This window comes from Citrobacter sp. CtB7.12, assembly GCF_001297795.1.
Classification (GTDB): domain Bacteria; phylum Pseudomonadota; class Gammaproteobacteria; order Enterobacterales; family Enterobacteriaceae; genus Citrobacter_A; species Citrobacter_A amalonaticus.
Window position 1 is genome coordinate 408365 of sequence record NZ_LIFT01000003.1, and the last position, 24304, is coordinate 432668.

Genomic DNA, 24304 nt, shown 5'->3' on the forward strand with positions numbered 1-24304 from the left:
AATCCTTGTACCCGAATCCCCCTGTATTCGGGTACGAACGAATTACCACGGATAATAGATATGTTCAGCATGTTCACGAACGGGTTGTTCATTGCCTAACAAACGGGCTGACAGCGTCAGGGCAAAATCAAAAATATGGCCTAACCCTTTACCACTCAGGAGATGCCCATCCTCCACAACCGGCGCATCAACATAAACGCCATCAGTCACCGTTTTATAGAGATCGCCTGAGCAGACATAACGACGCCCCTTCAGTAAGCCGTTGCCGCCTAATACACGAGCGGCCGCTGAACAAATGGGACAAATTAATTTTCCGGCGGCATCATGGCGCGAGACAAACTCAATAACCTGTGGATTCGCCGCCAGGTTTACGCTCCCTTGTGGGCCGCCCGGCAGCACCACCGCGTCATACAGGCGCTCCTGCTGCCCCGCCAGCGTGTAATCGGTGACCATTGGGACATTGTGGTAGCTCACGACGGCGCGAGATTCCGCGCAGGCCAGGGTATCGACGTCAATATTCAGACGACGCAAGATATCAATAGTAACGATCGCTTCCGCTTCCTCGAACCCCGATGCCAGCAAGACGGCCACTCTTTTCATTCACCTTTCCTCATTTATTACAGGCTGATAACACCGAAAATGACGAATTAATCATTCGGTTATAATTGAACAAGATGTCGCTGCCCTGATTTTTAGTAAGAGACAAACTGGCATTATTTCTGCCAGAACGGTTTCACAGGATTATTATCGCGGCAGGGACGGTAAAGATTATCAATATTCTGATATTACCACGCTAAACTATCCACTTTTGTGACTTAAAACATCATTTCAAAATCATAAAACCATTCAAGCTTCAACAAAATCAATCAGATATATAATTTCACATTATGTTTACCAAATACGGGGTGATGTATTAACTTCAGTAATGTGTAAAAAATCATAAACAATGCCACTTAAGGATTTTCTTATTCCATTGATGCAGGTATGCTTATTTTCGATTCGCGATGGAATTGACTCTTCGATCACATAATGGACTGGCAGAATGGACGTATTCTGCTAACAGTAAGTTGTGCAGATTAGCGCTGCACATCCCTTCTATCAGGAAATAAGGATATTGATATGGCTGCAGTTGGAATGGTAAACAAACTCAATAATCAAATGAATCTTGAGTTTTATGCTTCCAATCTCTACCTCCATCTGAGTGAGTGGTGTTCTGAACACCGTCTGATGGGTACTGCGACTTTCTTACGTACTCAAGCCCAGAGTAATGTCACCCAAATGATGCGCGTCTTTAACTTCATGAAAAATGCCGGGGCGAATCCGGTCGTTAAGGCCATTGATGTACCAGGCGAAGACTTACATTCGCTGGAAGAACTGTTTCAGAAAACAATGGAAGATTATGAGCAGCGCGCCAGCACGCTTTCGCAGCTCACCAACGAAGCGGAAGCCCTGAACGATGCGCCTACCCTGAATTTTCTCCACGCTCTGGAAAAAGAACAGCAGCAAGATGGGCTGTTGTTACAAACGATTCTTGAGGAAGTGCGTAGCGCCAAACGCGCGGGACTGTGCCCGGAGCAGACCGATCAGCACGTGCTCAACGTCGTCAATTATCAACAGCATTAATTGACCACGCTATTGGCCTGCATTTCACTCCCCGGCAGGCCAATTCGCAAAGCCTTTTCAGCCTGATGCCTCCACTTTGGGAGGCATTGCAAAAAGTATTTCTATAATATAAAACAACGGCTTATTTTAGTGCGCTTCGCCCTGCGGCGTGAATTTCAGTTCAATCAGTGCGATCGCTTTCTGGATAGCGCGCCGCGTGACGGGATCGGCAGCTGCGGGATGCGTTGAAAAATCAATGTTTTTCAGCTGGCTGGTCATTTTTTCGCGAACTTCAACGGGAGCAATCACGTCGAGAACATCGAGAATTTGTTTGATGACGAGCTGGCAGGCGACAACGTCAGAGACCAGTTCCTGATCGGCATTCAGCGGTTGGGACATAGCAGGCGTTCCTGTTAGTGATGAAAGACCGTCATAGTACCGATTCAGAGGCCGAAACGATAGCCACACCTGACGCCGCGGACGACGGGTATAAAAAAACCTGCCGAAGCAGGTTTTTTATCAGCGGAACATATCGCCCGGCGGTACGTCTTTAAACGTTTTGCAATAATTTTCAAACATGCTTTTCAGGATTTTGCGCAGTTTCATGCCATGACTCCAACTATTTTGTTATGCAGGTGTTATCGTCTATGCGCATATAGTATGACCGTCATCACAAAAATCAACTACTTCGTGATTTTAATCACGTTTTATACTTAACATATTCTTTGCATTTGCGACTCTTTCACCGATAAATCAATTACCTACAGCAATATCAGTTCTGGTGAATTTTTATCGTTTTTTTTGAATGGCAAGTGCACGATGCAAGAAGCTCGAACCACAGAAAGCAAACGAAGAATCTCTTCTGCCACCCAGATCACCTTCAGCACGCCTGTCTGGCTTATTTTGCTGGTGCTGTACCTCGGGATTCAGTTTAGCGGCATCAGCTTTCGTCTGGTTTTTGTGGTCATCGCGCTTATCTGCCTGACTGGCATGGTGGAGACGTTACGACTGGTGAAAGAGGCGGGCAGCGCGGTGTCTGCCAGGAAGTAAAGTGGAAAGCCGGATGCGCATTACGCCCTCCGGCTTGTCAGCAAAAATTAGCCGAGGATTTCGCGAACGAACGCTTCAATCTCTTTGCTCTGGCCATTTTCAAAGAAGCATTGCTGGAAACGCTGCCCAGAAACTGCCGTCTTCACCAGTTCCGGATCGATTGCACGCAGCGTATCAAGATAGTTGTCTTTAACGACCGCCGCTTTGACCTGGTTAAGGATCCCGGCGTTACGCACCTGCGGTTCTTTACGCTCTGGCGGGTAACCTTCGCCATTGCGCCCCGTAAAGGCTTTCTCGAAGATAAAGCGCACGTTCAGTTCCGCTCCCCAGCCAAACCCTTTCGCAAACGGCAGAGACAGCGCATTACCGTTGTTAATCTGCGCGAACAGGAAGGCATCCGCCGGATCAATGCAGTAGCCACACACCACGCCCGGATGAATATTCAGTGACATCAACGCGCCCTGGCCTGTACCACAGCCGGTCACCACAAAATCAACCGCTTTTGAATTCAGCAGAATGCTCGCCATGATGCCAAGGTGGATATAGGTCAGGTGGTGGTCATTCTCGTCGCTCATCCCGACGTTGAATACCGGAAAACCCTTTTCATCCGCCACCGCTTTGAGCTCGCGGTGAATGATGGCGTTTTTACCCGCCTGGCTGTTTTCCATCATCAGTGCAATTTTCATTCTGTCTTCTCCTGAATGCGATGCGGGAAGTCCCGCCTTGAGTCATCACGATACCGCACAGTACTACTTAGCAAACATAATTTCAAATTTTATGAAAGATGGTTTTAAAAATGAGTGGTAGCTTCACATTTTCTTCAGGTGACCGCAAAATGACCGTCGTCGTGTGAATTAGTCGTTGCTGATCTATAAGTTATTCAGGCCATTGAAACGCTGATGTGTGAATTAGGATAGCGTATCACCGAACATTCAGAGCGATACCATGAAGACTCTTTTTATTGCCCTCTCACTGATACTCCTGACGGGATGCGCGATCAACAGACAGGCACAGGTGAGTGATGCCAGCGCGACAACCGGCGTTGTGCGATTGAGTTACGATCAGGCGATGCTGCAAAACGCCTATACCGACGACTATATCGCCCAGGGCACCGCCACACGCGCGTGTCAGCAACTAGGCTATGCCAGCGCCCAGCCATTCGGTCAACCCGTCAGCACCTGCAGTGTTTATGCTGGCTCCCTGTGTATGAACACGAAAATTACACTCTCCTGGCAATGTCAGGGCATCGCCATTTCGCAAGCAGCACCTCATTATTATTAATTTACGGGCCAGTATTAACTGGCCTGATTTATCCCGCGCTAATTATTTTATAGCGCAAATGCGTTTTATTCCCATTCGTATTTTTAATAATTAAATTTATTATTTTACCTTTTGCAAATATTTAAATAACAAATTATAGTGACGCCACATCAACATATTTATGAATTTTGTGGAGCGAAGTCATGCTGAAAACAGAAATGATCGACAAACTGAATGAGCAAATGAACCTGGAATTATATTCCTCCCTGCTCTATCAGCAGATGAGCGCCTGGTGTAGCTACCACAGCTTTGAAGGTGCCGCCGCGTTCCTGCGTCGCCACGCGCAGGAAGAGATGACGCACATGCAGCGTCTGTTTGACTATCTGACCGATACCGGCAGCCTGCCGCGCATTAATACCGTCTCATCGCCTTTTGCTGAATATGCATCGCTGGATGAGTTATTCCGTGTGACTTACGAACACGAACAGTTGATCACCCAGAAAATTAACGAACTGGCGCATGCCGCAATGACTAGTCAGGATTATCCGACCTTTAATTTCCTGCAATGGTATGTTGCCGAACAGCATGAAGAAGAGAAATTGTTTAAATCGGTGATTGATAAATTAACGCTGGCAGGAAAAAGCGGCGAAGGTTTGTATTTTATCGATAAAGAGCTGTCGACGCTCGATACCGCAAATTAATCATAAAACGGTGAGGAAATTCCTCACCGTTTTCTTAATGACGGCATATCTTGCTTTCGTGCGTAGAGAAACCGTCATCCTGAGCGATAAATTTCCCTTTCGCCGCCAGAAACGCCACCAGTTCTCCCGCCGTCATGCCCGACGCTGAGCAAGTATGAAAACGCGCCGCTTCGCCAAACCGCGCCTTAATCGCAGCTTCGAGGCTAGCCGTAGAATAGTTCTCGCCTGACTCAATCATCATATTCAACACTTCGTGACCGTGAACAGAATCCATCATTCCTCCTCAATAAAGTGCGTAGCCTACGGCGAAACGGCATCCTCTGCTTTGCGCCAACGCAGGTTGCGCTCATTTAGGGTGTAAATATTATTATACAGTCGATGTAACGGTCATTTGACGAAAATAGCGTTTTGCCTTACCCTGCGCCGCAGATCTAACCGTTGTTTTTCTCTGGGACAGTGTAAAGCGTGAAGAATAGAACTCTGGGAAGTGTTTTCATCGTGGCAGGCACTACGATTGGCGCAGGGATGCTGGCGATGCCTTTGGCGGCCGCCGGGGTCGGTTTTGGCGTCACTTTAGCGTTATTGATTGGGTTGTGGGCATTGATGTGCTACACCGCGCTGTTGCTGCTTGAAGTATATCAGTACGTCCCGGCTGACACCGGTTTAGGGACGCTGGCTAAGCGCTATCTGGGACGCTATGGTCAGTGGATAACCGGCTTCAGTATGATGTTCCTGATGTATGCGCTGACCGCTGCCTATATCAGCGGCGCGGGTGAGTTACTCGCCTCCAGTATCAGCGACTGGACCGGAAGCGAAATGTCCCCCACCGCTGGCGTCTTACTGTTCACCTTTGTTGCCGGTGGCGTCGTCTGCGTGGGCACCTCGCTGGTCGATTTGTTTAACCGCTTTCTCTTTAGCGCCAAGATTATTTTCCTGGTCGTGATGCTGGTGCTGCTGATGCCGCACATTCATAAAGTCAATCTTCTGACCCTGCCGCTTGAGCAGGGGCTGGCGCTTTCGGCTATCCCGGTCATTTTCACCTCTTTCGGCTTTCACGGCAGCGTCCCCAGCATCGTGAGTTACATGGAAGGCAACATCCGCAAACTGCGGTGGGTATTTATTATCGGCAGCGCGATTCCGTTAGTGGCCTATATTTTCTGGCAACTGGCGACGCTCGGTAGCATCAACTCCACAACGTTTATGGGACTGCTGGCAAATCATGCCGGGTTGAATGGTTTGTTGCAGGCGTTACGGGAGGTCGTTGCCTCGCCGCACGTTGAGCTGGCGGTGCACCTTTTTGCTGACTTAGCGCTGGCAACCTCTTTCCTCGGCGTCGCACTGGGGCTGTTCGATTATCTGGCTGATCTGTTTCAGCGCCGCAATACAGCCGCTGGCCGGTTGCAAACGGGTGCAATCACCTTTCTGCCACCGCTGGCTTTCGCCCTCTTCTATCCACGTGGTTTTGTGATGGCGCTGGGCTACGCCGGCGTCGCGCTGGCAGTGCTGGCGCTGATCATCCCTTCACTGCTGGCATGGCAGAGTCGTAAACAGAATCCGCAGGCGGGCTATCGCGTACTGGGCGGACGCCCCGCGCTGGCACTGGTGTTTACCTGTGGCATTGTGGTGATCGGCGTACAATTTCTGATTGCCGCCGGACTGCTGCCCGAAGTGGGATAAAGAAAAGGGGCGTCAGCCCCTTTTCTTTTCAGTGCAGACAGCACTGCTTGTATTTTTTACCGCTTCCACACGGGCATGGATCGTTGCGGCCGACTTTCACTTCCGCTTTCACTGGCACCTGCACTGGCGTTTCCTGCGGGTGCGCCATCCAGTATGCATGGAGATCCAACGCTGCCAGGCGGATCGCCTCAACGCTTTCTTCAAACGCTTCCGGGGTGAGTTTCTCAACCACCTCGAAATTCTCTTCTGTACCGTGCAACGCAATGGCGTCAAGAGCGGGTTTCAGTGTATCCGGTAGCGCGGACCAGTCGGAAAGCGCAACGCCGCGCATGTAGCCGAAGCACCACTCTTCCACGATGGTAATCTCACGCCCTTCAATTTCGCGCAAACCAAACAGCGGTTCAAACTGTTCCGGGAAATCATTCAACCGGTCAGCGGTGTCCGCCATATGCTGGAAAGCGAGATTCATAAAACGCGTCATCTCTTTTTCAGAGGACCAGCGCGGCACATATTGCGCCCCACCCCATACGGCAACCAGCCACTGCTCTGGCTCAATTTCACGTGGTGAACTGAGTACAGCCGTCAGCAGTCCATCCAGTTCTGCCACGTCAAGAATGGCATGTTCGGTGTTGTACTTGGTCAGCACATCATCCAGCCACTCCAGTTCACTTTCGTTCAACGGTCCCGTTTTCATCATACTTGTCCTCGGTAAACACTCTCGCCAGCGGCTATCTTACATGGCGAACGAGGAAACGGATACTGATTGCCGCGTGGGACACCTCACATGGGCATCCATTCTCCTCATCATTTCTTTCTGCAAAACAGATACGGCACATTGGCGTTTGAAAAGACATACGCAGATTGATACTCATCCACGGTCAGGGTCAATTCACCACCTTTCTTCAAAAAGAATGGAGATAATATCTTTTCGAGTTTTTCATCCGTCACGGTATCGGAAAAGGTTTTGACAATGCGTACTGTATGTAAAATCCGCGTTCTGAACTGCTGGGTATAGTTAAAATAGACCAGCCGATTGACATTAATCTTTGTCTCGCCATCCACTTTACCCGTAATGACGGCCAGCCCTTCTCGCTTGTGCATCTGATAGGAAACCGCGCCAACGAAACGGGCATCACCAACATTCCAGTCAGCATCACCAATACAATCCAGGTATGACGGTTTGAATAGCAGATATAACAGGTAAACACCGGAAATCACCGATGTGCTGAACAACCAAATCAGGAGTAATACAACCGTATTTTTACTCATTGGTGTAAATTCCAGAAAAAATGAGATGAACAAAATGCCTCAGTGTCAGATCGAACATCTTTGTTGCACACAAAAGCCACAGCACGTCCGGTTTTGGCGTAGTCAGAGAGAAAGATATAATTGTTGTCATGGCAAAAGTTCGGATATTTTTTTATCAGCGCAGCGTAATTATCAGTGACCGACTGCGTCACTTCATAATAGACATGGCAGCGATTATCATTTTTCTTATCCATGTGCAGGGCCACAAAATTCTGAAATGGCATTTTCAATCGATTCTGATACATAAACATGCAGTTTATTATCGTCACAATAAAGAAAAAGGATATTCCAATGCGTAGCCCGCGGGATTTGTTCGGTAGAATGCTTGCGGTGCATTCTTTTTCACTGGTTAGCGTTTTGATTGATGAATTTTCTGAAATAGCAAGATTCTGAAGAGGAAACGGTTCAATCACAATATCTGATGATAATGTTAGTCCTTGACGGGAAATAGTTTTTACCATATGTCTTGGTAATCCTATCTCTTCCAGTGTCTTACGTAATGTTAAAATAGTCTGATAAAACGTATTGGGCAGGGTCACAACATCACGCGCTTTCCAGCCTTCGTTTACTAGTTCTTTTTGCGCGATGACCCTACCCTGATTCAAAATAAGATAAAGGAAACATGCCGTGGCGGGTTGCTGTAAATAAACAACCTCTCCAGTTGATTGATTTTTCAGGCTTCTGGTCTGCGGATTGAACTCTACTGTTCCATTTATTAAGTACAATATCATCGCCATGTCCTTTGGATAATTCCCGTTATCCCCCTAAAATGGTTCTTCATCACCATGTCGTCCCCTGGACATGTTGCCCAATGGAATAATCGATAATTCTTAAAGCCTATGGCAAAAATGTGATACTGCGTTCACAGGAATATTTGGCTCTGAAGACGCACCAGTTGCGCATAACCTGAAGAAACAATGCAATATTCTTCATATTCATTTTCCGCAACGCTCTTAACTGACTATTGCTGATAGCTCCCTCGCTGAGCAGCATGTTTCGTGCAATGGCGCGCTTTCCGAGTCCCGCCAGATAATATTCAATGATTATCCGTTCCCTGTTCGACAATGATCGGGTATGCAGAGGGATCCGCTTATTCTGCTTCAGCTGATCCAGTACATAAAAGTACTCCGTTAAAGGCGCATTTCGGGTCAATGAATAGCATCGTAGTTGTGTAAAATGCGTTAACGTATCCATTGTATCCGCACGCAGACATTCAATACTGTTTGTAATATAAACAGTACCACCTCCTGGATCAAAAACAACAATCTCAGGTGATTTATCAAGACCAGTAAAGAACAGTATTTGCTGCAGACCAGCAATAAAGTACTGATCATGTGAAAATATATGCATTATTCGTTAACTCCACTTGTAACAGCGATATTTCCAGGATTTGAAATTGCATGCTAAATTCATCTATTACAACATTATATTTTTACCGTTTCCACAGAGTCGATTCCTTTCGCCTGGCGATACATTCCTGAAAATTAATTGAAAAATTCAAACAAAACCACAATAAAGACAACTACCGTCTTTATGATATTGATTATTGCTGTAAATATCTTAAACTGTCATTTTAAATAGCCTTAAACGACCTTAAATGAAACATATCTTTCATCTCAAGTAAAAATCAGGCTTGTAACCGAATGATTTATAAGAAGATACAACAAAGATATCAAGCCATCAGTGCACAATAAAATCATATTAAAGGAATATTGATGAATGATGCAGTCCTGAGATCACCCGTCTCATGCAATGACGCCGGGATAAGCAGCCTGAGTTTCTCACTGACCATAAGAAGTTTAAATACGTTACTCATTCTTTACACCGAATGTTACTTACTAAAAATAATGTTATTTTCTTACCTGGATCGAGAAGCCTCCCCTCTGGAGAAACGCATTAACCACGTCGGAGTATTTATAAAAAATGATAAAAAAATCTTTAAGGACATTTGACCTTTTTTATTTCTCATCTTTGAAAGATCCCTTTATCATGAGAATGTCTGAGGCTAGTATGGTGACAGAAACGACCCCATGTAAAACCAAAGGATAATGACTTACATTATGACGACGATTACAAGGCATGAAATAAATGAAGACTGGGCGCTTGCCGGAATGGTTGAGGCTGGCGGTTTTATCTTTGTGAGTTACTGTGTTGGTAATATCGGACAACCCATTGAGGCACAAATCAATGGCGCGTTTGATAATCTGAGTGAAAGGCTAAGCACTATCGGCCTGACGCTGCAGTCAGTCGTGAAAATTGATGCGCTGTTCCGCGACGTGTGGGATATTCCGGTGATGGAGAACGTCATGAAGCAGCGCTTTGATGGCCAATTTCCGGCCAGAAAATCCATTCAGACTGAATTTGCTCATCGCGGAGGCACATCAGGAATGTTGTTTCAACTTGACGCCATTGCTTGCCGATAATATCCCATCCTATTACAGAGCGTTCTTGCGGCGTAATGAATAAACTCACCGCAAGAGCAATTCTCAGGAATAACCTTCCCACAGACATAGTATGCCATAGACCTGACTCGCGCTACCCACGCTGGGTTAACAATAAATTCACCGCCAGACTCACAAAACCACATGAAAACAGGATCCGTAGTCCCGACAAAATCATCGGGTGGTTTAATACCTTCGTGCGCATAAAGGATGAAAAAACACCATACAACATGAACACGAGCAGCGTCATTAACATGAAGATCAGACTCAGTATTAACATATCGGTTGCCGGTGCGGTTGATGTGGTTTGAATGAATTGAGGAAGGAAGGCCAAAAAGAACAGTGACAACTTGGGATTTAACAGATTGATAAATATCGCGTGCAGGATCACTTTTACCCTTGACTGAGAAATGTCGCAATCATCCGGTTGTAATGTTGATTTCTCTTTTATGATATTCCACGCCATATATAACAGCCACACGACCCCGGCATATTTGATGACGGTAAACGCCATTTCACTGGAGTAGAAAATGGCGGCTAATCCCGTGATGGCGGCCAACATATGCGGAACAATCCCCAATGTACATCCCACGGCAGCCAGCAAACTCATCGCTGTCCCCCGCGACAGCCCCATCGCGATGGTGTAGATAGCACCGGTTCCCGGCGAAATAATCACAATCAAAGAGGTTAATAAGAATTCGATACTGATTAGCATGGCGTTATCTCTGGTAAACACAAAACAGGAGAGTCAGTGTTTATCAGGATACCCCTGCAGATCTTGTAGAAAATTGCAGATGGTTAATCCACCATCGCGGAACGATATTGCCCCGGCGTGATGCCTGTCTGTTTCTGAAATGCATGAGTCAGATGGCTTTGATCGGAAAAACCAGCCATTAATGCAACATCAACCGTTCTCTTGCCCTGTGCCAAGAGTTTTTTTGCCAGCCGAACTCTGGACTGTAAAAGATAAGCATGCGGCGTCATCCCCACCTCCCTGGAAAAACGGCGAATGAGCTGGAATCGGGAGATGTCACACAGACTGGCTAATCCTGTCAATGTCATGTTCTCCTCCGGGGCATCATCAATGAACTCTTTTACCCGTCGTACTGTCGGAGAAGGCAGAATACGCGGTGCGGCAGAAAGGGTGTGGTGCCGTCCAGCCTGCATAAGGCAACGCATGATCATCTCTTCAATCGCCATAGCATCAGGATCATCGGTAGCCAGCTGATGAAGAAACTGCCTAATCATCAGACCAAGAGTAGGATCGTTAGCCACAGGCTTCAGGGTTAAATCACCTGTGGGTATGTCGGTATTCCATTCTTTTATAAAGACGTCAGGATTGATGTACAACATGTGCCAGCCCCGCGGACCCGTAGCGGGGATCCCGTCGTGAATTTCGCCGGGATTGACCATGATGATATCCCCTGTTACCGCATTTACATTGCCGATATTACTCCAAGAGCGATGGCTTCCCTGGATGAAAACCCCAATGCCGAATTGATCATGAGAGTGACGAGGGAACGCGCGCGCTGAATATAACGACAGTATTTCAACATCAGGTATCACACGACGGTACTGCTTCACCTGATGAACGTCTTTTTTCATGGTCGTTTTCTCATGGTCATGGAGGGAGATAAACATCGATTCTCTCAAGATACCCTCTGAAACGAAGACAGACGACCCATCTTTTGTAATTAGCTGGAACAGACTCGACTCAGGCCCGAATAAAAAAGGAGCAGGTTTACCCTGCCCCTCACCCTTCTCATGGAATATCCAGTCCCATGCTTACCAGTTGTATTTCACACCCACCATGCCCTGGGCATTGCTGTAGTGGTCACTCCCCATTTGCCCGGAGATATTTCCCCAGACCGTCAAGCGAGAGGAGAGTTGTCCTTCCACACCAATTTTCAGTTCTGCCAAATCTTTCACTCCCTGGACGTCATTTGGCATCTCACCCATAGTGACTCGCGGGCTGTGTGAGTTGTGGATCCAGTTCGCTTCAACAAATGGCTGGATGCCTGCCATCTTGTCCTCTTCGACGGTGGGTTTACGATTGAAATATGCTCTGACGCCCAGACTGGTCATCAGATTACCAGTGCTATCCGCCTTCACCGGCGTGCCATTACGTTCCCGATGATCGTCCGCCTGCACATCCATCCAGACGATCTGAGCTTTGGGCTGGATCCAGTAGGTCAATTGCTGACTTTCTGCAACCTTCAGGCTGTAACCCGCCTCAACCGCAGCCGTGATGCCTTTGGATTTATACGTTTCACTTGCCTGATACTGACCATTGACGGTGTTATCAAACCAGTTATAGAGCATCCAGGTGTCCACATAGCTTCCGGATTGATCAGGTTCGTTGGCATACCAGGTACCATACAGACCCACACTGTAACCGTCGACCGAACCACGGGAATGATGGTTATTTAACGCTGATGTGGTGCGGCTACGGCTGTTGGCATAACCCGCCATTAGCCCAAGATGCCAGCGGTCCAGACCATCTGAACTCCACTGCGCCAGATCGCCGCCAAGTTGCAGCACATAACTATTGCTCTGGGTTTTTAACTGTTCGCTATCGTCGTTAAAGCGCGTATGACTTCCCACGTTGCGTATCCACATGCTGGTAGTTTTACTCTCACCAGTTAGCGCATCGGTATACTGCGTTTCGCCAAGACGATCGTGAAGCCGCGAAATGAACAGGGTATTGGCAGCCAGGCTATTAGCCAGATAACTGCCAAATTCCGGGCGAACCTGTGAAGGACCACCAGGGTGAACCGGTGCCTGCGGGATTTCTGGCGAAGCTGGCACGCCCGGGTCAACGGGGTCACTCAGCCCCCCAGTGCTGCTTAAATACCAGTTGCTGCCGCGCCGGATCACATTGTAATCATACGCACCGGCAACAATGCGACTCTCTTTCTCGAAAGTCCCACTGGAGTTTCCTGCAACATTGACAATTTCAATCCCTTCGACCGTCTGCGCGCCCATGCCACCAATATTATTGATTGCCACCAACGTGTGGCCGGAGGTATTTCCCTCTACGATGAGTTTGTCCGTTGCGGAGTTATCCCCTCCGAGTACCGTGTTCATCATCAGGGTGCCACCGCCGGTATAATCGCCTTCCACAGTCAAAGACTTAAACGCGCCAGTATTGCCCGGCGCCAGCATATTCACTCGCCCGCCCGACAGCGACAGGTTAGTGACATGCGAATTGCCAGTCATGTTCCATACCGCGCCGTTAGTGATATTCATGTCTACGACACCCTGGCTGGTCGACGTTGTTGTTGCGGTATAACTGGCCGCGGTTAACCAGGAGTTGGCATTATTGAGGGTCATATTCAGCGTACCGCCGTTTGTCGCCCCAATATCGCCGTCAATCTGAACGGTTCCGGTTTCTGATGTGTTCACATCAATCAGGCTTCCATCGCCTGATGAGAACAGCGACCAGGTTATCGCAGGATTATCATTGATAAATAACCCTTTCTGAATGTCCGCTTTGCCTCCGGCAAGAACTTCAATCCCGGAAATATACTCCGCCTGAGAACCTGAAGTGGAAACCGTCAGGTCATCCTGAAATTCAGCATAAGTCGTTTCTTCGGGACTGCCATAAAGATAGACACCCTGAGTTGTATCCACGCCGTTTAATACGGAAATAGACGTTCTCCCTTTGAAGAGGGCCTGACTTTCCCACAGGTAGAGTCCCGTGTTGTAATATCCCCCGTTGCTCTGGAGTTTGAAATCCGCATTGGCGATTAATGATGAGGTATCCATCAGCGCGACGCCTCTAAGCCAGTGCCCATCTAACCATCCAAGATATTCGTGTTCATATTCACCACGCGTACCGAGTGGCGTCAGGTTTTCACCAATCAGGGTCGTGTCGCTGTTAAAGACAAAATCTGTCGAGTTAGCAGAAAGAATGTCCCCCCCAACATTGTCACCAAAAAGATTGTCTATATCTCCATGGACAATGGCTTCAATGAGCGTAGTGCCGGTGAAGGTGAAACGCGAGCGGGTGAGGTAATCGCTACTCACTCTGGATAAAATACCCTGGCTGCTTTTCAGATGGATGAAATTTGCTTCCAGATTCACGCTGTTGACGACATTATTGGCCATCGGGTAATTAGCCGATCCTGCATCTCTCCCGGCCATGATTGCAGATTCATTTGTATCAATCAGAATGTTATCCGCCCTGACGTTCACTGAACTGCCCCCGGCTATTAATATCCCGATGCGTCTGTCAATCGAGTAACTCCCCGGATCGCCATCAACATTGATGTAAAACAGCCCTCCGTCAAAATTCAACTCTCCCCCATAAAGACCAATACCATGGCGGTGCGTAGAAACCTCATCGGCCAGAGGCACGAGCACAGAGAGATTGATTTTATTTTCACCATCGCTCTCAAAATTTAGTACCCCTCCAGGCCCGGCAAAGAGTCCATAGATATCGGAATAGCTGTCTTTAACAACATTGCTGACAACAACATTGCCTCCGGTAAAGGTCATCGTTCCGCTAAGTGTTCCTCTTTTCCAGGCATAAACCGCAGAACTGTTATCAACGGGATTATTATTAAACCCTATAATGCTCAATGTCTTGCCCTGAGCAATGTCAATATTCATCCTGCCATTAGTCGTATTGAGTATTGAACGCTGGTAATAAAACATTCCGGTATATCCGCTGGCATCCAGCAACACATCACCCGCCGTTACGGTATGATCACCCGAAGCAATCTGGTTTATGCCGGTGGTGTAATTCCGGCTGACTAATTCTTCCGTGTAGACAGGAAAAGCAACTATAACGGTACAACCTGAAGCTGCTAATAATATCTTTTTCAATATCCCTTGAATCATTTGTCTGTCCTCCTGATAAGTATTTTCATTGCCAGTGTCGCTGCGATAACGTTTTTCCCCAGAAAGAAAATTTCCCGGCTAATGATTTTAAATAAAACAATAACACTATCTCCTCACTACGATATATTTCATCAATACCAGGTTCTTAATAACAGCGTATAACCTTGCTAATTAAGATAATTAGCATCCAATTCCCATTATTCCGATTTATTAAAAACCAATACTCCTGATAAGAATTCTCTTTGTTTTTAAAAGAAATATTACTTTTCAGGCGTCATATAAAAGCCGGTAGAATATAAAATTAGATGCACAGAAAACCACCAAAACTGTACGTTTCAGAATAATGGCCTTCATGTTAAATGATAAAATACTCTCGTAACATCAGATGATTTCATCTACTGAAAGATGAAGAATAGAAATCACCCGTATTAAATATAGCCAGAAAAATGCCAAATGTATAGAGCTATTTATTTGTGAAAATATCATTCTATTTTTATCATTGACTTGTTAAATAGGGACTGGATTATTCCTGGTTTTTTACAGACCCAATATATCTCTGTTGCGTATTATATTGACGCGCTTTTTTTGACGCCCTATTTACAATGTTTCAGGTGGCTAAGAATGAATAAAGGATGCGATTCGGCGTATTGCGCGACTGGCCTCCGGTATCTTGCCAGCGGATGACTGGAAGACGTGCCACATACCTTTCCACACTTCAATTTGAACGTTAACACCCGCCTCTGTCGCCTGTTTCGCAAGGCGGATCGCGTCATCGAGAAGTAATTCATCGCTTCCTGTCTGTACCAGGAGAGGGGGAAGTCCGGTCAGATCGCCAAAAAGAGGAGAAACCAGCGGATTTGAGGTTTCGGCATCAGAACAATAGTATGCGACGGTTTGCCGCAAATCCTCAATAACGATCAGCGGGTCCTTATCTGCACAGGAAGAGATGCTGTCGCCCGATAAGGTGTAATCAAGCATCGGAGATAATAAGAAACCGGAATGCGGCAACGGAAAATTTTCACTTTTGAGTAGCAGGAGCAGAGATAAAACCAGCCCTCCACCGCTTGAGTCACCGCCAAGAATGATCTCATCAGGCCGATACCCCTGCGCTAATAGCCACTGCCACGCATATTTGGCACCCATCAAACCGGCGGGAAAGGGATTTTCAGGAGCTAATGAATAGTTGAGCGTGAGGGCATTCACGTTTGCATAATGGACAATATGTCCAACCAGTTTCCGGTGTGTGATGCTTGATCCCTGACTGTTACCTCCGCCATGAAGGTACAGAATAACTTTCCGCTTTTCGGCCTGCGAATGTCGCACCCACTCCGCTGAAATACCCTCTTCATCAATTTCTTCTGTGCTGACATTTTCGGGTAACGGAACATTCTTTGCCCCTTCTTCCCATACTCTTCTTTGCTCATGAAGAGGCGTGTTAAGCACGAAATCTACATTGCTTGCGTAATTCCTGAAAAGTGCGTCTCTTTTGCGCTTAGCTTCAATGCTTAACATGATGTCGCCTCACTGCGAATCGCCAGACTGGAGATCAGTATACAGAAAACGCGTTCGGTTTCAGCACAATACACCATAAACTCTCGTCCATGAAATGACGCCCACAGACGGTTACCAGACAATCTGGAGGCAAATTTCAGACACAAAAAAACCACCCGTAGGTGGTTTCACGACACTGCTTATTGCTTTGATTATTCTGCTTTTCCCATGGTACCCGGAGCGGGACTTGAACCCGCACAGCGCGAACGCCGAGGGATTTTAAATCCCTTGTGTCTACCGATTCCACCATCCGGGCTCGGGAAGAAAGTGGAGGCGCGTTCCGGAGTCGAACCGGACTAGACGGATTTGCAATCCGCTACATAACCGCTTTGCTAACGCGCCTTAAATCTTTGTCTTGCGACTGACACCCGCAACTGCCGATGTCTTAATCTGGAGCGGGAAACGAGACTCGAACTCGCGACCCCGACCTTGGCAAGGTCGTGCTCTACCAACTGAGCTATTCCCGCATCATCAAGTAAATCGTTAATCACTTGATTTTACTATCGTCTGGCAATCTGCGCTGCCGTTCGATGCGTTGCATTCTACTTACCTGACGCAATGAGTCAACGATATTTTTCGCCACTTACGCTCGTTTGCTGAAATTTACGGCGAAACGATCACTGATCAAGCAAATCCCCACGCGCGGCGTTCAAATACTGGAACATTGACCACAGCGTCAGGACCGCAGCGACGAAGAACAGTGCAATCCCCGCGTACTCCACCCAGATATTCGGACGCCACAGCAGCCAGGCCAGCGCTGCCATTTGCGAGGTGGTTTTGACTTTGCCGATCCAGGAGACCGCCACGCTGCTGCGCTTACCCAGTTCCGCCATCCATTCACGCAGCGCGGAAATGATGATTTCACGTGCAATCATCGTGGCCGCGGGCAGCGTCACCCACCAACTGTGATAGTGCTCGGTCACCAGTACCATCGCAATTGCCACCAGCACTTTATCCGCAACCGGGTCGAGAAACGCACCAAAACGCGTACTCTGGTTCCAGCGACGCGCCAGAAAACCGTCAAACCAGTCGGTCACCGCAGCGATACAGAAGATCAGCGCAGCAACGAACGGCGCCCAGGTGAATGGCAGATAAAACACCACGACAAAGAATGGGATAAGTATGACGCGAAACAGCGTAAGCAACGTTGGAATATTAAATTGCATAGTGACGGGTAACTATCTGTTGTCAGAGAATTTACCCCTATGTTGCTACAGCGGACTCAATGTTTCAACGACCAGAAGATCTTTTCTGCCAGTCCTTGCGAAATACCCGGCACTTTTGCAATTTCTTCAACGCTGGCGTTACGTAATCCTTGCAAACCACCCATATATTTCAACAACATTTGGCGACGCTTCGGTCCAACGCCTTCGATGGTCTCCAGCGTACTGGTGTTTTTCACTTTCGCCCGTTTTTTACGGTGGCCGCCAATGGCATGATCGTGGGACTCATCGCGGATATGCTGAATCACATGCAATGCCGGCGAATCCGGTGGCAAGCTAAATCCCTCACCTTCCGGTTCAAAGAACAGCGTTTCCAGACCGGCTTTACGGTCAGCGCCTTTTGCAACACCTAACAGCAGAGGGTGGTTTTTATCCCAGGGGACATCCAGCTCGGCGAAAACGGCCTTCGCCTGCCCCAGTTGCCCTTTTCCGCCGTCGATCAGGATCACATCCGGAATCTTACTTTCTTCGATGGCTTTACCATAACGGCGACGCAGTACCTGATTCATTGCCGCATAGTCATCGCCCGGCGTGATACCGGTGATATTGTAGCGACGGTATTCCGCACGCAGCGGCCCGTTCGCATCAAAGACCACGCACGATGCCACCGTCTGTTCGCCCATCGTGTGGCTGATGTCAAAACATTCCATCCGTTTTACAGCTGGCAGCTTCAGCACGGTTGCCAGCGCCGTCAACCGTTGGGTAATGGTCGACTGCTGAGAGAGTTTCGTGGTCAGCGCCGTGGCGGCATTGGTCCGCGCCAGTTTCAAATAACGTGCGCGATCGCCGCGGGGTTTGGTCTGCACATTAATACGACGCCCTGCCAGTTCAGAAAGCGAATCGGCCAGCAGCGTTTTGTCGTGCAGATTGAAATCCAGCAGGATCTCGCCAGGCAACGTGCGCATCTGGCTGCCCTGGAGATAGAATTGCCCGACGAAGGTTTCTACCACTTCGCCCAGTTCAGTCCCTCCCGGCACTTTCGGGAAATAACTGCGGCTGCCCAGCACTTTCCCCTGGCGGATAAAGAGCACATGGACACAGGCCATCCCGGCATCAAACGCAACGCCGATCACGTCCAGATCGTCTCCCGCGTTGGAAACGAACTGTTTCTCCGTCACCCGGCGCACGGCCTGGATCTGATCGCGTATACGCGCAGCCTCTTCGAACGCCAGATTTTGACTGGCTTTCTCCATCCGCGCGATCAGTTGAGTTAAGACCTGGTCATCTTTACCGGATAAAAACAACCGAACATAGTCAACCTGCTGCGCATACTCTTCTTCACTCACCAGGCCTTCGACGCAGGGCCCCAGGCAACGGCCGATCTGGTATTGCAGACAAGGGCGCGAGCGATTGCGATAAACGCTGTTTTCACACTGACGGATCGGGAAAATTTTCTGTAACAGCGCCAGCGTTTCACGGACGGCATAGCCGTTGGGAAACGGGCCAAAGTATTCGCCTCGGGTATGTTTCGCGCCACGGTGCATAGCCAGCCGGGGATGCGTATCCGCGCTGAGAAAAATAAAGGGATAGGATTTGTCATCACGTAACAGCACGTTGTAACGCGGCTGATACAGCTTGATATAGTTGTGCTCGAGCAGCAACGCTTCCGTTTCGGTGTGCGTCACCGTCACATCGATTTGCTGAATGAGCGCAACCAGCGCTTCGGTCTTACGCGAAGCCAGGTTGCTGCGGAAATAGCTGGAAAGCCGTTTTTTCAGGTCTTTCGCTTTACCCACATAGATAACCGTACCACCGGCATCATACATACGATAAACGCCGGGTTGACTGGTTACGGTTTTTAGGAACGCTTTCGCGTCAAACTGATCGCTCACTGGCTTGTTAACGTCTCCGCATTACACAGGCCATGGCGAATTGCCAGGTGAGTCAGCTCTACATCACCATGAATGTTTAGTTTACTGAACATACGATAGCGATAGCTGTTCACCGTTTTAGGGCTGAGATTCAACTGCTCGGAAATCTCATTCACCTTCTGACCTTTAGTGATCATCAGCATAATCTGCAATTCGCGCTCAGACAAACTGGCAAACGGGGTTTCCGTTTTTTCGGGTTCAATCTGGCTTAATGCCATTTGCTGGGCGATGTCAGAAGCAATGTAGCGCTGCCCGGAATAAACCGAGCGGATGGCACTTACCACTTCCTGAGGCGCAGCGCCCTTACTCAGGTAACCTGCGGCTCCGGCCTGCATCACTTTTGCCGGCAACGGGTTTTCCGTGTGAACGGTCAACATAATCACTTTAATATCGGCAGTTGAACGCGCAATTTTGCGCGTGGCTTCAAGGCCACCAATACCGGGCATGTTCATGTCCATCAACACGACGTCGACGGTGTTGGCGCGACACCATTTAACGGCATCCTCACCGCAACCTGCTTCACCGACAACTTTTATACCCTTTATATCTTCAAGAATGCGTCGTATCCCTGCGCGCACCAGTTCGTGGTCATCAACAAGAAGAACGTTGATCAAAGGAATATCTCCAGAATAGGGATAACGCTACTGATAGTGGATCGCCACTATATTAGCGGGTTTTATCTCAACTTTAAAACGTAAAAAACGTCCGGTAACCGATTTTGCTCTCGTTTTCGGAAATTAGTCTGTACGCTTTGTGGAAACTTAGGCTAAGAACAGCCAGTTACACGCACTATTTTCGGGAACGAGGTTTCACAATAGTGACAAAAACTCGCTTTCTCTCGCCTAAATGCTAAATAGACAGGTAAGTTTGTAACAATAATTAACGAGTAAAATACTCGGAATAAACAATAAATGAGGAAAATATAGACTTCTTATGTTGTTGTTTAATTTAACTCCGCTGGTGTGATTTCCGATCGAAAAACAACCACTGCTATTTTTCCCTCAGCTTATGGTATACTCCGCGGCCTTAACATTTATCATCGCAAATTTTTACTGAAACATTACGAGGAAAATAAATGAGTACGCCTGATTTTTCCACTGCCGAGAATAATCAAGAACTGGCTAATGAAGTCACCTGCCTGAAGGCGCTGTTAACGCTGATGCTGCAAGCCATGGGCCAGGCGGATGCGGGCCGCGTGATTCTTAAAATGGAAAAACAGATCGCGCTGGTCGAAGACGACGCGCAGGCTGCAGTATTTTCCAGCACTGTTAAGCAAATTAAACAAGCTTACCGTCAGTAAAGAAAAACCGGCTGAGAGCAGTGCTTTCAGCCGGTTTATCGTCTGCCACGCAGAACGTTTATTGTTTCAGATAAGCCCGGTCGCCGCGGCATAGCACGCAATCTGCGTCTTATTCGGCGCGTTAAACTTCTTCTGCATATTCTTCTGGTGAAAGTTAACGGTATTTTCTGATATCGACAGAATCATCGCAATTTCAGCTGAAGTCTTCCCTTCCGCCGTCCATTTCAGAATCTCTTTTTCTCGTTTGCTAAAGCGCATTTCCGGCGCCATCACCATCTCATCTTCGAGTCGGGAAAGTGCCGTTAAGCTTTCGCGCACCAGCAACTGCAGTTTCAATTCGACTTCATCGCCCGCAAACGGCGTATTACGCAGGCTTGACCGTGAGACCGAGAGAAAGCCTAATGCGCGATTTGGCAGCATGAGACATTGCGTGACGCCTTTGCGTAATCCGTGTGAACGGGCAGCATCCCACATTGTCTGCGCGTCACTGAATAATGCGTCATTCCAGGGCAGATGTCCCTGAATGAAGTTTTCCGGCTTCAGCACAGGATCAATCGCGAAATAGTTTTCCGCCTGATATTGCGAAACCCACGCATCGGGATAAGTGGTATGAAGGGAAATTTTAGGACGCGTGAACGGAACCGGATGCCTGACACACAGCGCGTAATAATCAAATTCCAGCAATAGTGTCTGCTGCTGTAATTCGCTGTAGACGTCTTCTGCGCAAGTCATTTCGTGAAAGCGTAACAGCATCGTCCGTCGCCAGGTAAAGAAATCTAAATCCTGCATACTTAGTATTCGCACCCTTGAGAGTGATAATCATTTTAAATGTGAGAAATAACCTATCACATAAACATACGGTAGATGTATAAAATATCGGTCAGGGAGCAGATTACTTGAGCGTTGTTTCAGTTCGCGTATTTTGTCCAGGGAAATACGTTCATCATCATGCGTCTGGTATTACTATTTATGCATCTCCACTCGGCCGAAATGGGATAATCCCGGACGAGTGGAGAAAACCAATCATTGCAGCAGAAACTTCTCAAGAAACTGACGGGTTCTCGGTTGCTGTGGATTGGCAAATAGCGCTTTGGCTGGCCCCTGTTCCACAATGCGCCCCTGATCCATAAATATCGCCCGGTCCGCAACATCGCGGGCAAAGCTCATTTCATGGGTCACAATCACCATGGTGCGTTTTTCCTGCGCCAGTTGACGGATAGTGCTCAACACCTCGCCCACCAGCTCAGGATCGAGCGCAGACGTCGGTTCATCAAACAGAATCACTTCCGGGCGCATGGCCAGCGCACGGGCAATCGCCACTCGCTGCTGCTGCCCGCCGGATAAGCGCCGCGGGTAGCTGGTCTCTTTCCCGGCCAACCCCACTTTCGCCAGCAGTTCCCGCGCCCGCGCCATCGCCTCTTCTTTGCCCTCGCCTTTCACGATAACCGGACCTTCAATGATATTCTCCAGTACCGTGCGATGGGGAAAGAGATTGAAGCTCTGGAACACGAAGCCCACATGCTGGCGCAACTGGCGAATCAGCGTTCGTTGCTGACCGAGCGATCGCGCCGTATCAATGGTGATATCACCCACGGTGATCGTACCCGCTTCCGGTTGTTCCAGCAGGTTAATACTGCGCAGAAGCGTCGTTTTTCCCGACCCGCTGGGACCGATGATCGCGACCACCTCTCCCGCCTGCACTTGCAGATCGATGCCGTGCAGCACCGTCTGCCCATGAAATTTCTTGACCAGGTTTTTTACGTCGATCGCACTCATTTTGGCTCTCTCTCCTGGCGGTTCAGTTGATTTTCAAAGTAGTTCTGCAATGAAGACAGCACGGTTGCCATGATCCAATAGATCAGCGATGCCGCCAGATACATGGTGAATACCTCCAGCGTGCGCGAGGTGATCAGTTGCGCCTGACGGAACAATTCTGGCACCTGGATGGTGGCCGCCAACGACGTGTCTTTCACCAGACTGATAAAACTGTTGCTCAGCGGCGGCAGCGCTACCCTGGCAGCCTGCGGTAAAATGGCGCGACGCATGGTCTGCCACGGCGTCATCCCGATACTGGCAGCCGCTTCCCACTGTCCTTTGTCAATCGATGAAATCGCCGCGCGCAGCGTTTCCGCGGCATAGGCCGCCGTATTGAGCGACAGGCCAATCATTGCGGACGGCACCGGATCCAGCTCAATACCAAACTGCGGCAGACCGTAGTAGATCATAAACAGTTGTGCGATAAGCGGCGTACCGCGAAAAATAGAGATATAGAAACGCGCCAGCCAGCGCAGTGGCAGCAGCGGCGACAGGCGCATCAGCGCGAGGATAAATCCCAGCAGCAGGCCGAAGAACATCCCGCCAATACTGAGTTGCAGCGTAAACACCGCCCCTTTGAGCAGATACGGCAGGGAATCAATAACCAGTTGGATACTTTCTTGCATGAGCTTATCCGAAATTACACGTGTGGATGGTAGGCAAACAGCGCAGGCGCCCCACCAGTATGGATAAAGAGAATCGGGCCTTCGTCTTTAAAGCGTTTCTGGCTGATTCCGTCAATCAGTCCGGCCATCGCTTTTCCGGTATAGACGGGGTCGAGAAGGATCCCTTCCAGACGCGCCAACAACTTCACGGCTTCCATCCCCTCTTCATTTGGCGTGCCATAGCCTGGGGCATAGTAGTCATCCCACAACAAAATCTCCGCCGCCGCTGTCAGTTCCAGTTCTCTGGCAACAGCCTGTTGCAGCGCCACCACTTTCGGTTTTTGATCGGCTACGCTGCGTGAAACGGTTACGCCAATCAGATCCACATCCGGCATCAGTTGTTCCAGCCCAACCGCCAGCCCGGCGTGCGTTCCTGCACTGCCAGATGCTACCACCACCGAAGAGAGCTGCACCGCGCCTTCACACTGCTGAGCGATTTCCAGCGCGCTTTCAACATAGCCTAATGCCCCCAACGCGTTTGAACCACCGACCGGTATAATGTAGGGACGAAAGCCCTGCGCTTCGATTCGGGTGGCCAGTTCTTGCAATTGGGCATCCGGTGCATGTAGCGCATCGCACATCTCAACCTGTACGTTGAACAGATCCAGCAGCAGTCGGTTGCCATTGGTGAGATAGTTTTCCGCCGTGGTGCCAATGGGGTTTTCCAGCAGCGCCACGCAGTGCAGTCCCAGCTTCGCGGCGACCGCCGCCGTCTGACGCACGTGGTTAGACTGAATCGCGCCTGCCGTGATCAGCGTATCAGCGCCTTCACGCAGCGCATCTGCGGCCAGGAACTCAAGCTTGCGCAGCTTATTTCCGCCCATCGCCATCGGTGTGACGTCATCGCGTTTGATGAAGATATCCCGTCCCAGGTAGTCAGAAAAGCGCGGCAGGTATTCCAGCGGCGTCGGCGCACCGATAAATTCCAGGCGCGGAAAGCGTGTCAGGTTGTGCAGTGGCATAAAGCCTCCGATTATTCGTTGTTGTGATGTTCT

The 24304-nt window shown here is 48.8% G+C and carries 27 protein-coding genes and 3 tRNA genes; 7 read left to right on the forward strand and 23 right to left on the reverse strand.

The window, feature by feature from the left end; all coding sequences use genetic code 11:
* Positions 1–42 precede the first annotated feature (42 nt).
* Entirely contained in the window at positions 43–600 is a 558-nt protein-coding gene (locus tag AOY24_RS05910) for a DJ-1/PfpI family protein (protein ID WP_054176303.1), read from the reverse strand.
* 519 nt (positions 601–1119) lie between these two features.
* On the opposite strand from AOY24_RS05910, the gene AOY24_RS05915 reads away from it, so the two are divergent.
* Positions 1120–1623: a non-heme ferritin-like protein gene (locus AOY24_RS05915; RefSeq protein ID WP_043000320.1), complete on the forward strand. Its 504-nt coding sequence runs from the start codon at positions 1120–1122 to the stop codon at positions 1621–1623.
* Between the two features lie 126 nt (positions 1624–1749).
* Here AOY24_RS05915 and AOY24_RS05920 read toward each other — a convergent pair whose 3' ends face one another.
* Complete coding sequence (locus AOY24_RS05920) at positions 1750–2001, reverse strand: DUF2766 family protein (RefSeq protein WP_043000319.1); 252 nt, start codon at positions 1999–2001, stop codon at positions 1750–1752.
* Between the two features lie 120 nt (positions 2002–2121).
* A complete protein-coding gene (gene azuC, locus AOY24_RS24765; protein ID WP_086513008.1) occupies positions 2122–2208 on the reverse strand; it encodes a stress response protein AzuC in 87 nt (28 codons plus the stop codon).
* 213 nt (positions 2209–2421) lie between these two features.
* Between azuC and AOY24_RS25260 the strand changes: the two genes are divergently transcribed.
* Positions 2422–2652 (forward strand): hypothetical protein, encoded by a 231-nt coding sequence (locus AOY24_RS25260; RefSeq protein ID WP_044257609.1) that lies wholly within the window; start codon positions 2422–2424, stop codon positions 2650–2652.
* A 47-nt stretch (positions 2653–2699) separates the two neighbouring features.
* On the opposite strand, the gene AOY24_RS05930 is transcribed toward AOY24_RS25260, so the two are convergent.
* Positions 2700–3338, reverse strand: coding sequence for an RpiB/LacA/LacB family sugar-phosphate isomerase (locus AOY24_RS05930; protein ID WP_043000317.1), 639 nt, complete (start codon positions 3336–3338; stop codon positions 2700–2702).
* Between the two features lie 259 nt (positions 3339–3597).
* Here AOY24_RS05930 and yecR point away from each other — a divergent pair, with 259 nt between their 5' ends.
* Together yecR and ftnA are read left to right on the forward strand one after the other, a co-directional pair.
* A complete protein-coding gene (gene yecR / locus AOY24_RS05935) occupies positions 3598–3933 on the forward strand; it encodes a YecR family lipoprotein (protein WP_054176304.1) in 336 nt (111 codons plus the stop codon).
* 182 nt (positions 3934–4115) lie between these two features.
* On the forward strand, positions 4116–4613 hold the full coding sequence (ftnA, locus tag AOY24_RS05940; RefSeq protein ID WP_042318344.1) for a non-heme ferritin: 498 nt from the start codon (positions 4116–4118) through the stop codon (positions 4611–4613).
* Positions 4614–4647: 34 nt separating this feature from the next.
* Here ftnA and AOY24_RS05945 read toward each other — a convergent pair whose 3' ends face one another.
* A complete protein-coding gene (locus tag AOY24_RS05945; protein WP_043000315.1) occupies positions 4648–4887 on the reverse strand; it encodes a YecH family metal-binding protein in 240 nt (79 codons plus the stop codon).
* A gap of 191 nt (positions 4888–5078) precedes the next feature.
* On the opposite strand from AOY24_RS05945, the gene tyrP reads away from it, so the two are divergent.
* Complete coding sequence (tyrP, locus tag AOY24_RS05950) at positions 5079–6290, forward strand: tyrosine transporter TyrP (RefSeq protein ID WP_054176305.1); 1212 nt, start codon at positions 5079–5081, stop codon at positions 6288–6290.
* Positions 6291–6318: 28 nt separating this feature from the next.
* Here tyrP and AOY24_RS05955 read toward each other — a convergent pair whose 3' ends face one another.
* The 4 genes from AOY24_RS05955 to AOY24_RS05970 all read right to left on the reverse strand — a co-directional run bounded on the left by AOY24_RS05955 (position 6319) and on the right by AOY24_RS05970 (position 8948).
* On the reverse strand, positions 6319–6984 hold the full coding sequence (locus AOY24_RS05955) for a YecA family protein (protein ID WP_043000313.1): 666 nt from the start codon (positions 6982–6984) through the stop codon (positions 6319–6321).
* 110 nt (positions 6985–7094) lie between these two features.
* Entirely contained in the window at positions 7095–7559 is a 465-nt protein-coding gene (locus AOY24_RS05960) for a hypothetical protein (RefSeq protein WP_043000312.1), read from the reverse strand.
* On the reverse strand, positions 7556–8329 hold the full coding sequence (locus tag AOY24_RS05965; RefSeq protein ID WP_054176306.1) for a winged helix-turn-helix domain-containing protein: 774 nt from the start codon (positions 8327–8329) through the stop codon (positions 7556–7558). Before AOY24_RS05965 ends, AOY24_RS05960 begins: the two co-directional genes overlap by 4 nt.
* A gap of 106 nt (positions 8330–8435) precedes the next feature.
* The gene (locus AOY24_RS05970; RefSeq protein WP_043000311.1) at positions 8436–8948 is read right to left on the reverse strand and encodes a LuxR C-terminal-related transcriptional regulator; all 513 of its coding nucleotides are present in this window, start codon (positions 8946–8948) and stop codon (positions 8436–8438) included.
* A gap of 710 nt (positions 8949–9658) precedes the next feature.
* Between AOY24_RS05970 and AOY24_RS05980 the strand changes: the two genes are divergently transcribed.
* Positions 9659–10021 (forward strand): RidA family protein, encoded by a 363-nt coding sequence (locus AOY24_RS05980; RefSeq protein WP_043001899.1) that lies wholly within the window; start codon positions 9659–9661, stop codon positions 10019–10021.
* A gap of 112 nt (positions 10022–10133) precedes the next feature.
* Here AOY24_RS05980 and AOY24_RS05985 read toward each other — a convergent pair whose 3' ends face one another.
* The 10 genes from AOY24_RS05985 to uvrY form a co-directional block, all read right to left on the reverse strand.
* Positions 10134–10754, reverse strand: coding sequence for a LysE family translocator (locus AOY24_RS05985; protein ID WP_080343234.1), 621 nt, complete (start codon positions 10752–10754; stop codon positions 10134–10136).
* An 83-nt stretch (positions 10755–10837) separates the two neighbouring features.
* Positions 10838–11644, reverse strand: a complete 807-nt coding sequence (locus tag AOY24_RS05990; RefSeq protein ID WP_044257805.1) for an AraC family transcriptional regulator — start codon at positions 11642–11644, stop codon at positions 10838–10840.
* Between the two features lie 180 nt (positions 11645–11824).
* Positions 11825–14884 (reverse strand): autotransporter outer membrane beta-barrel domain-containing protein, encoded by a 3060-nt coding sequence (locus AOY24_RS05995; RefSeq protein WP_235507518.1) that lies wholly within the window; start codon positions 14882–14884, stop codon positions 11825–11827.
* 615 nt (positions 14885–15499) lie between these two features.
* Positions 15500–16396, reverse strand: a complete 897-nt coding sequence (locus tag AOY24_RS06000; protein ID WP_054176308.1) for an alpha/beta hydrolase fold domain-containing protein — start codon at positions 16394–16396, stop codon at positions 15500–15502.
* 208 nt (positions 16397–16604) lie between these two features.
* Positions 16605–16691 (reverse strand) — tRNA-Leu (locus AOY24_RS06005).
* Positions 16692–16703: 12 nt separating this feature from the next.
* A tRNA-Cys gene (locus AOY24_RS06010) sits at positions 16704–16777 on the reverse strand.
* Positions 16778–16826: 49 nt separating this feature from the next.
* Positions 16827–16902, reverse strand: a tRNA-Gly gene (locus AOY24_RS06015).
* A 150-nt stretch (positions 16903–17052) separates the two neighbouring features.
* The gene (pgsA, locus tag AOY24_RS06020) at positions 17053–17601 is read right to left on the reverse strand and encodes a CDP-diacylglycerol--glycerol-3-phosphate 3-phosphatidyltransferase (protein ID WP_042318323.1); all 549 of its coding nucleotides are present in this window, start codon (positions 17599–17601) and stop codon (positions 17053–17055) included.
* Positions 17602–17657: 56 nt separating this feature from the next.
* Complete coding sequence (gene uvrC, locus AOY24_RS06025) at positions 17658–19490, reverse strand: excinuclease ABC subunit UvrC (RefSeq protein ID WP_043000306.1); 1833 nt, start codon at positions 19488–19490, stop codon at positions 17658–17660.
* A complete protein-coding gene (gene uvrY / locus AOY24_RS06030) occupies positions 19487–20143 on the reverse strand; it encodes a UvrY/SirA/GacA family response regulator transcription factor (RefSeq protein ID WP_043000305.1) in 657 nt (218 codons plus the stop codon). Before uvrY ends, uvrC begins: the two co-directional genes overlap by 4 nt.
* Positions 20144–20604: 461 nt before the next feature.
* Here uvrY and AOY24_RS06035 point away from each other — a divergent pair, with 461 nt between their 5' ends.
* Positions 20605–20829, forward strand: a complete 225-nt coding sequence (locus AOY24_RS06035; protein WP_042318315.1) for a DUF2594 family protein — start codon at positions 20605–20607, stop codon at positions 20827–20829.
* A 66-nt stretch (positions 20830–20895) separates the two neighbouring features.
* Here the strand turns inward: AOY24_RS06035 and sdiA are convergent, their stop codons facing one another.
* The 4 genes from sdiA to dcyD all read right to left on the reverse strand — a co-directional run bounded on the left by sdiA (position 20896) and on the right by dcyD (position 24271).
* Positions 20896–21618, reverse strand: coding sequence for a transcriptional regulator SdiA (gene sdiA, locus AOY24_RS06040; RefSeq protein ID WP_043000304.1), 723 nt, complete (start codon positions 21616–21618; stop codon positions 20896–20898).
* 234 nt (positions 21619–21852) lie between these two features.
* Complete coding sequence (gene tcyN, locus AOY24_RS06045; RefSeq protein WP_043000303.1) at positions 21853–22605, reverse strand: L-cystine ABC transporter ATP-binding protein TcyN; 753 nt, start codon at positions 22603–22605, stop codon at positions 21853–21855.
* Positions 22602–23270 (reverse strand): cystine ABC transporter permease, encoded by a 669-nt coding sequence (gene tcyL, locus AOY24_RS06050; RefSeq protein ID WP_042318310.1) that lies wholly within the window; start codon positions 23268–23270, stop codon positions 22602–22604. The genes tcyN and tcyL overlap by 4 nt, the downstream gene beginning before the upstream one ends.
* Positions 23271–23284: 14 nt before the next feature.
* Positions 23285–24271, reverse strand: coding sequence for a D-cysteine desulfhydrase (gene dcyD / locus AOY24_RS06055; RefSeq protein ID WP_044257602.1), 987 nt, complete (start codon positions 24269–24271; stop codon positions 23285–23287).
* Between the last annotated feature and the right edge of the window lie 33 nt (positions 24272–24304).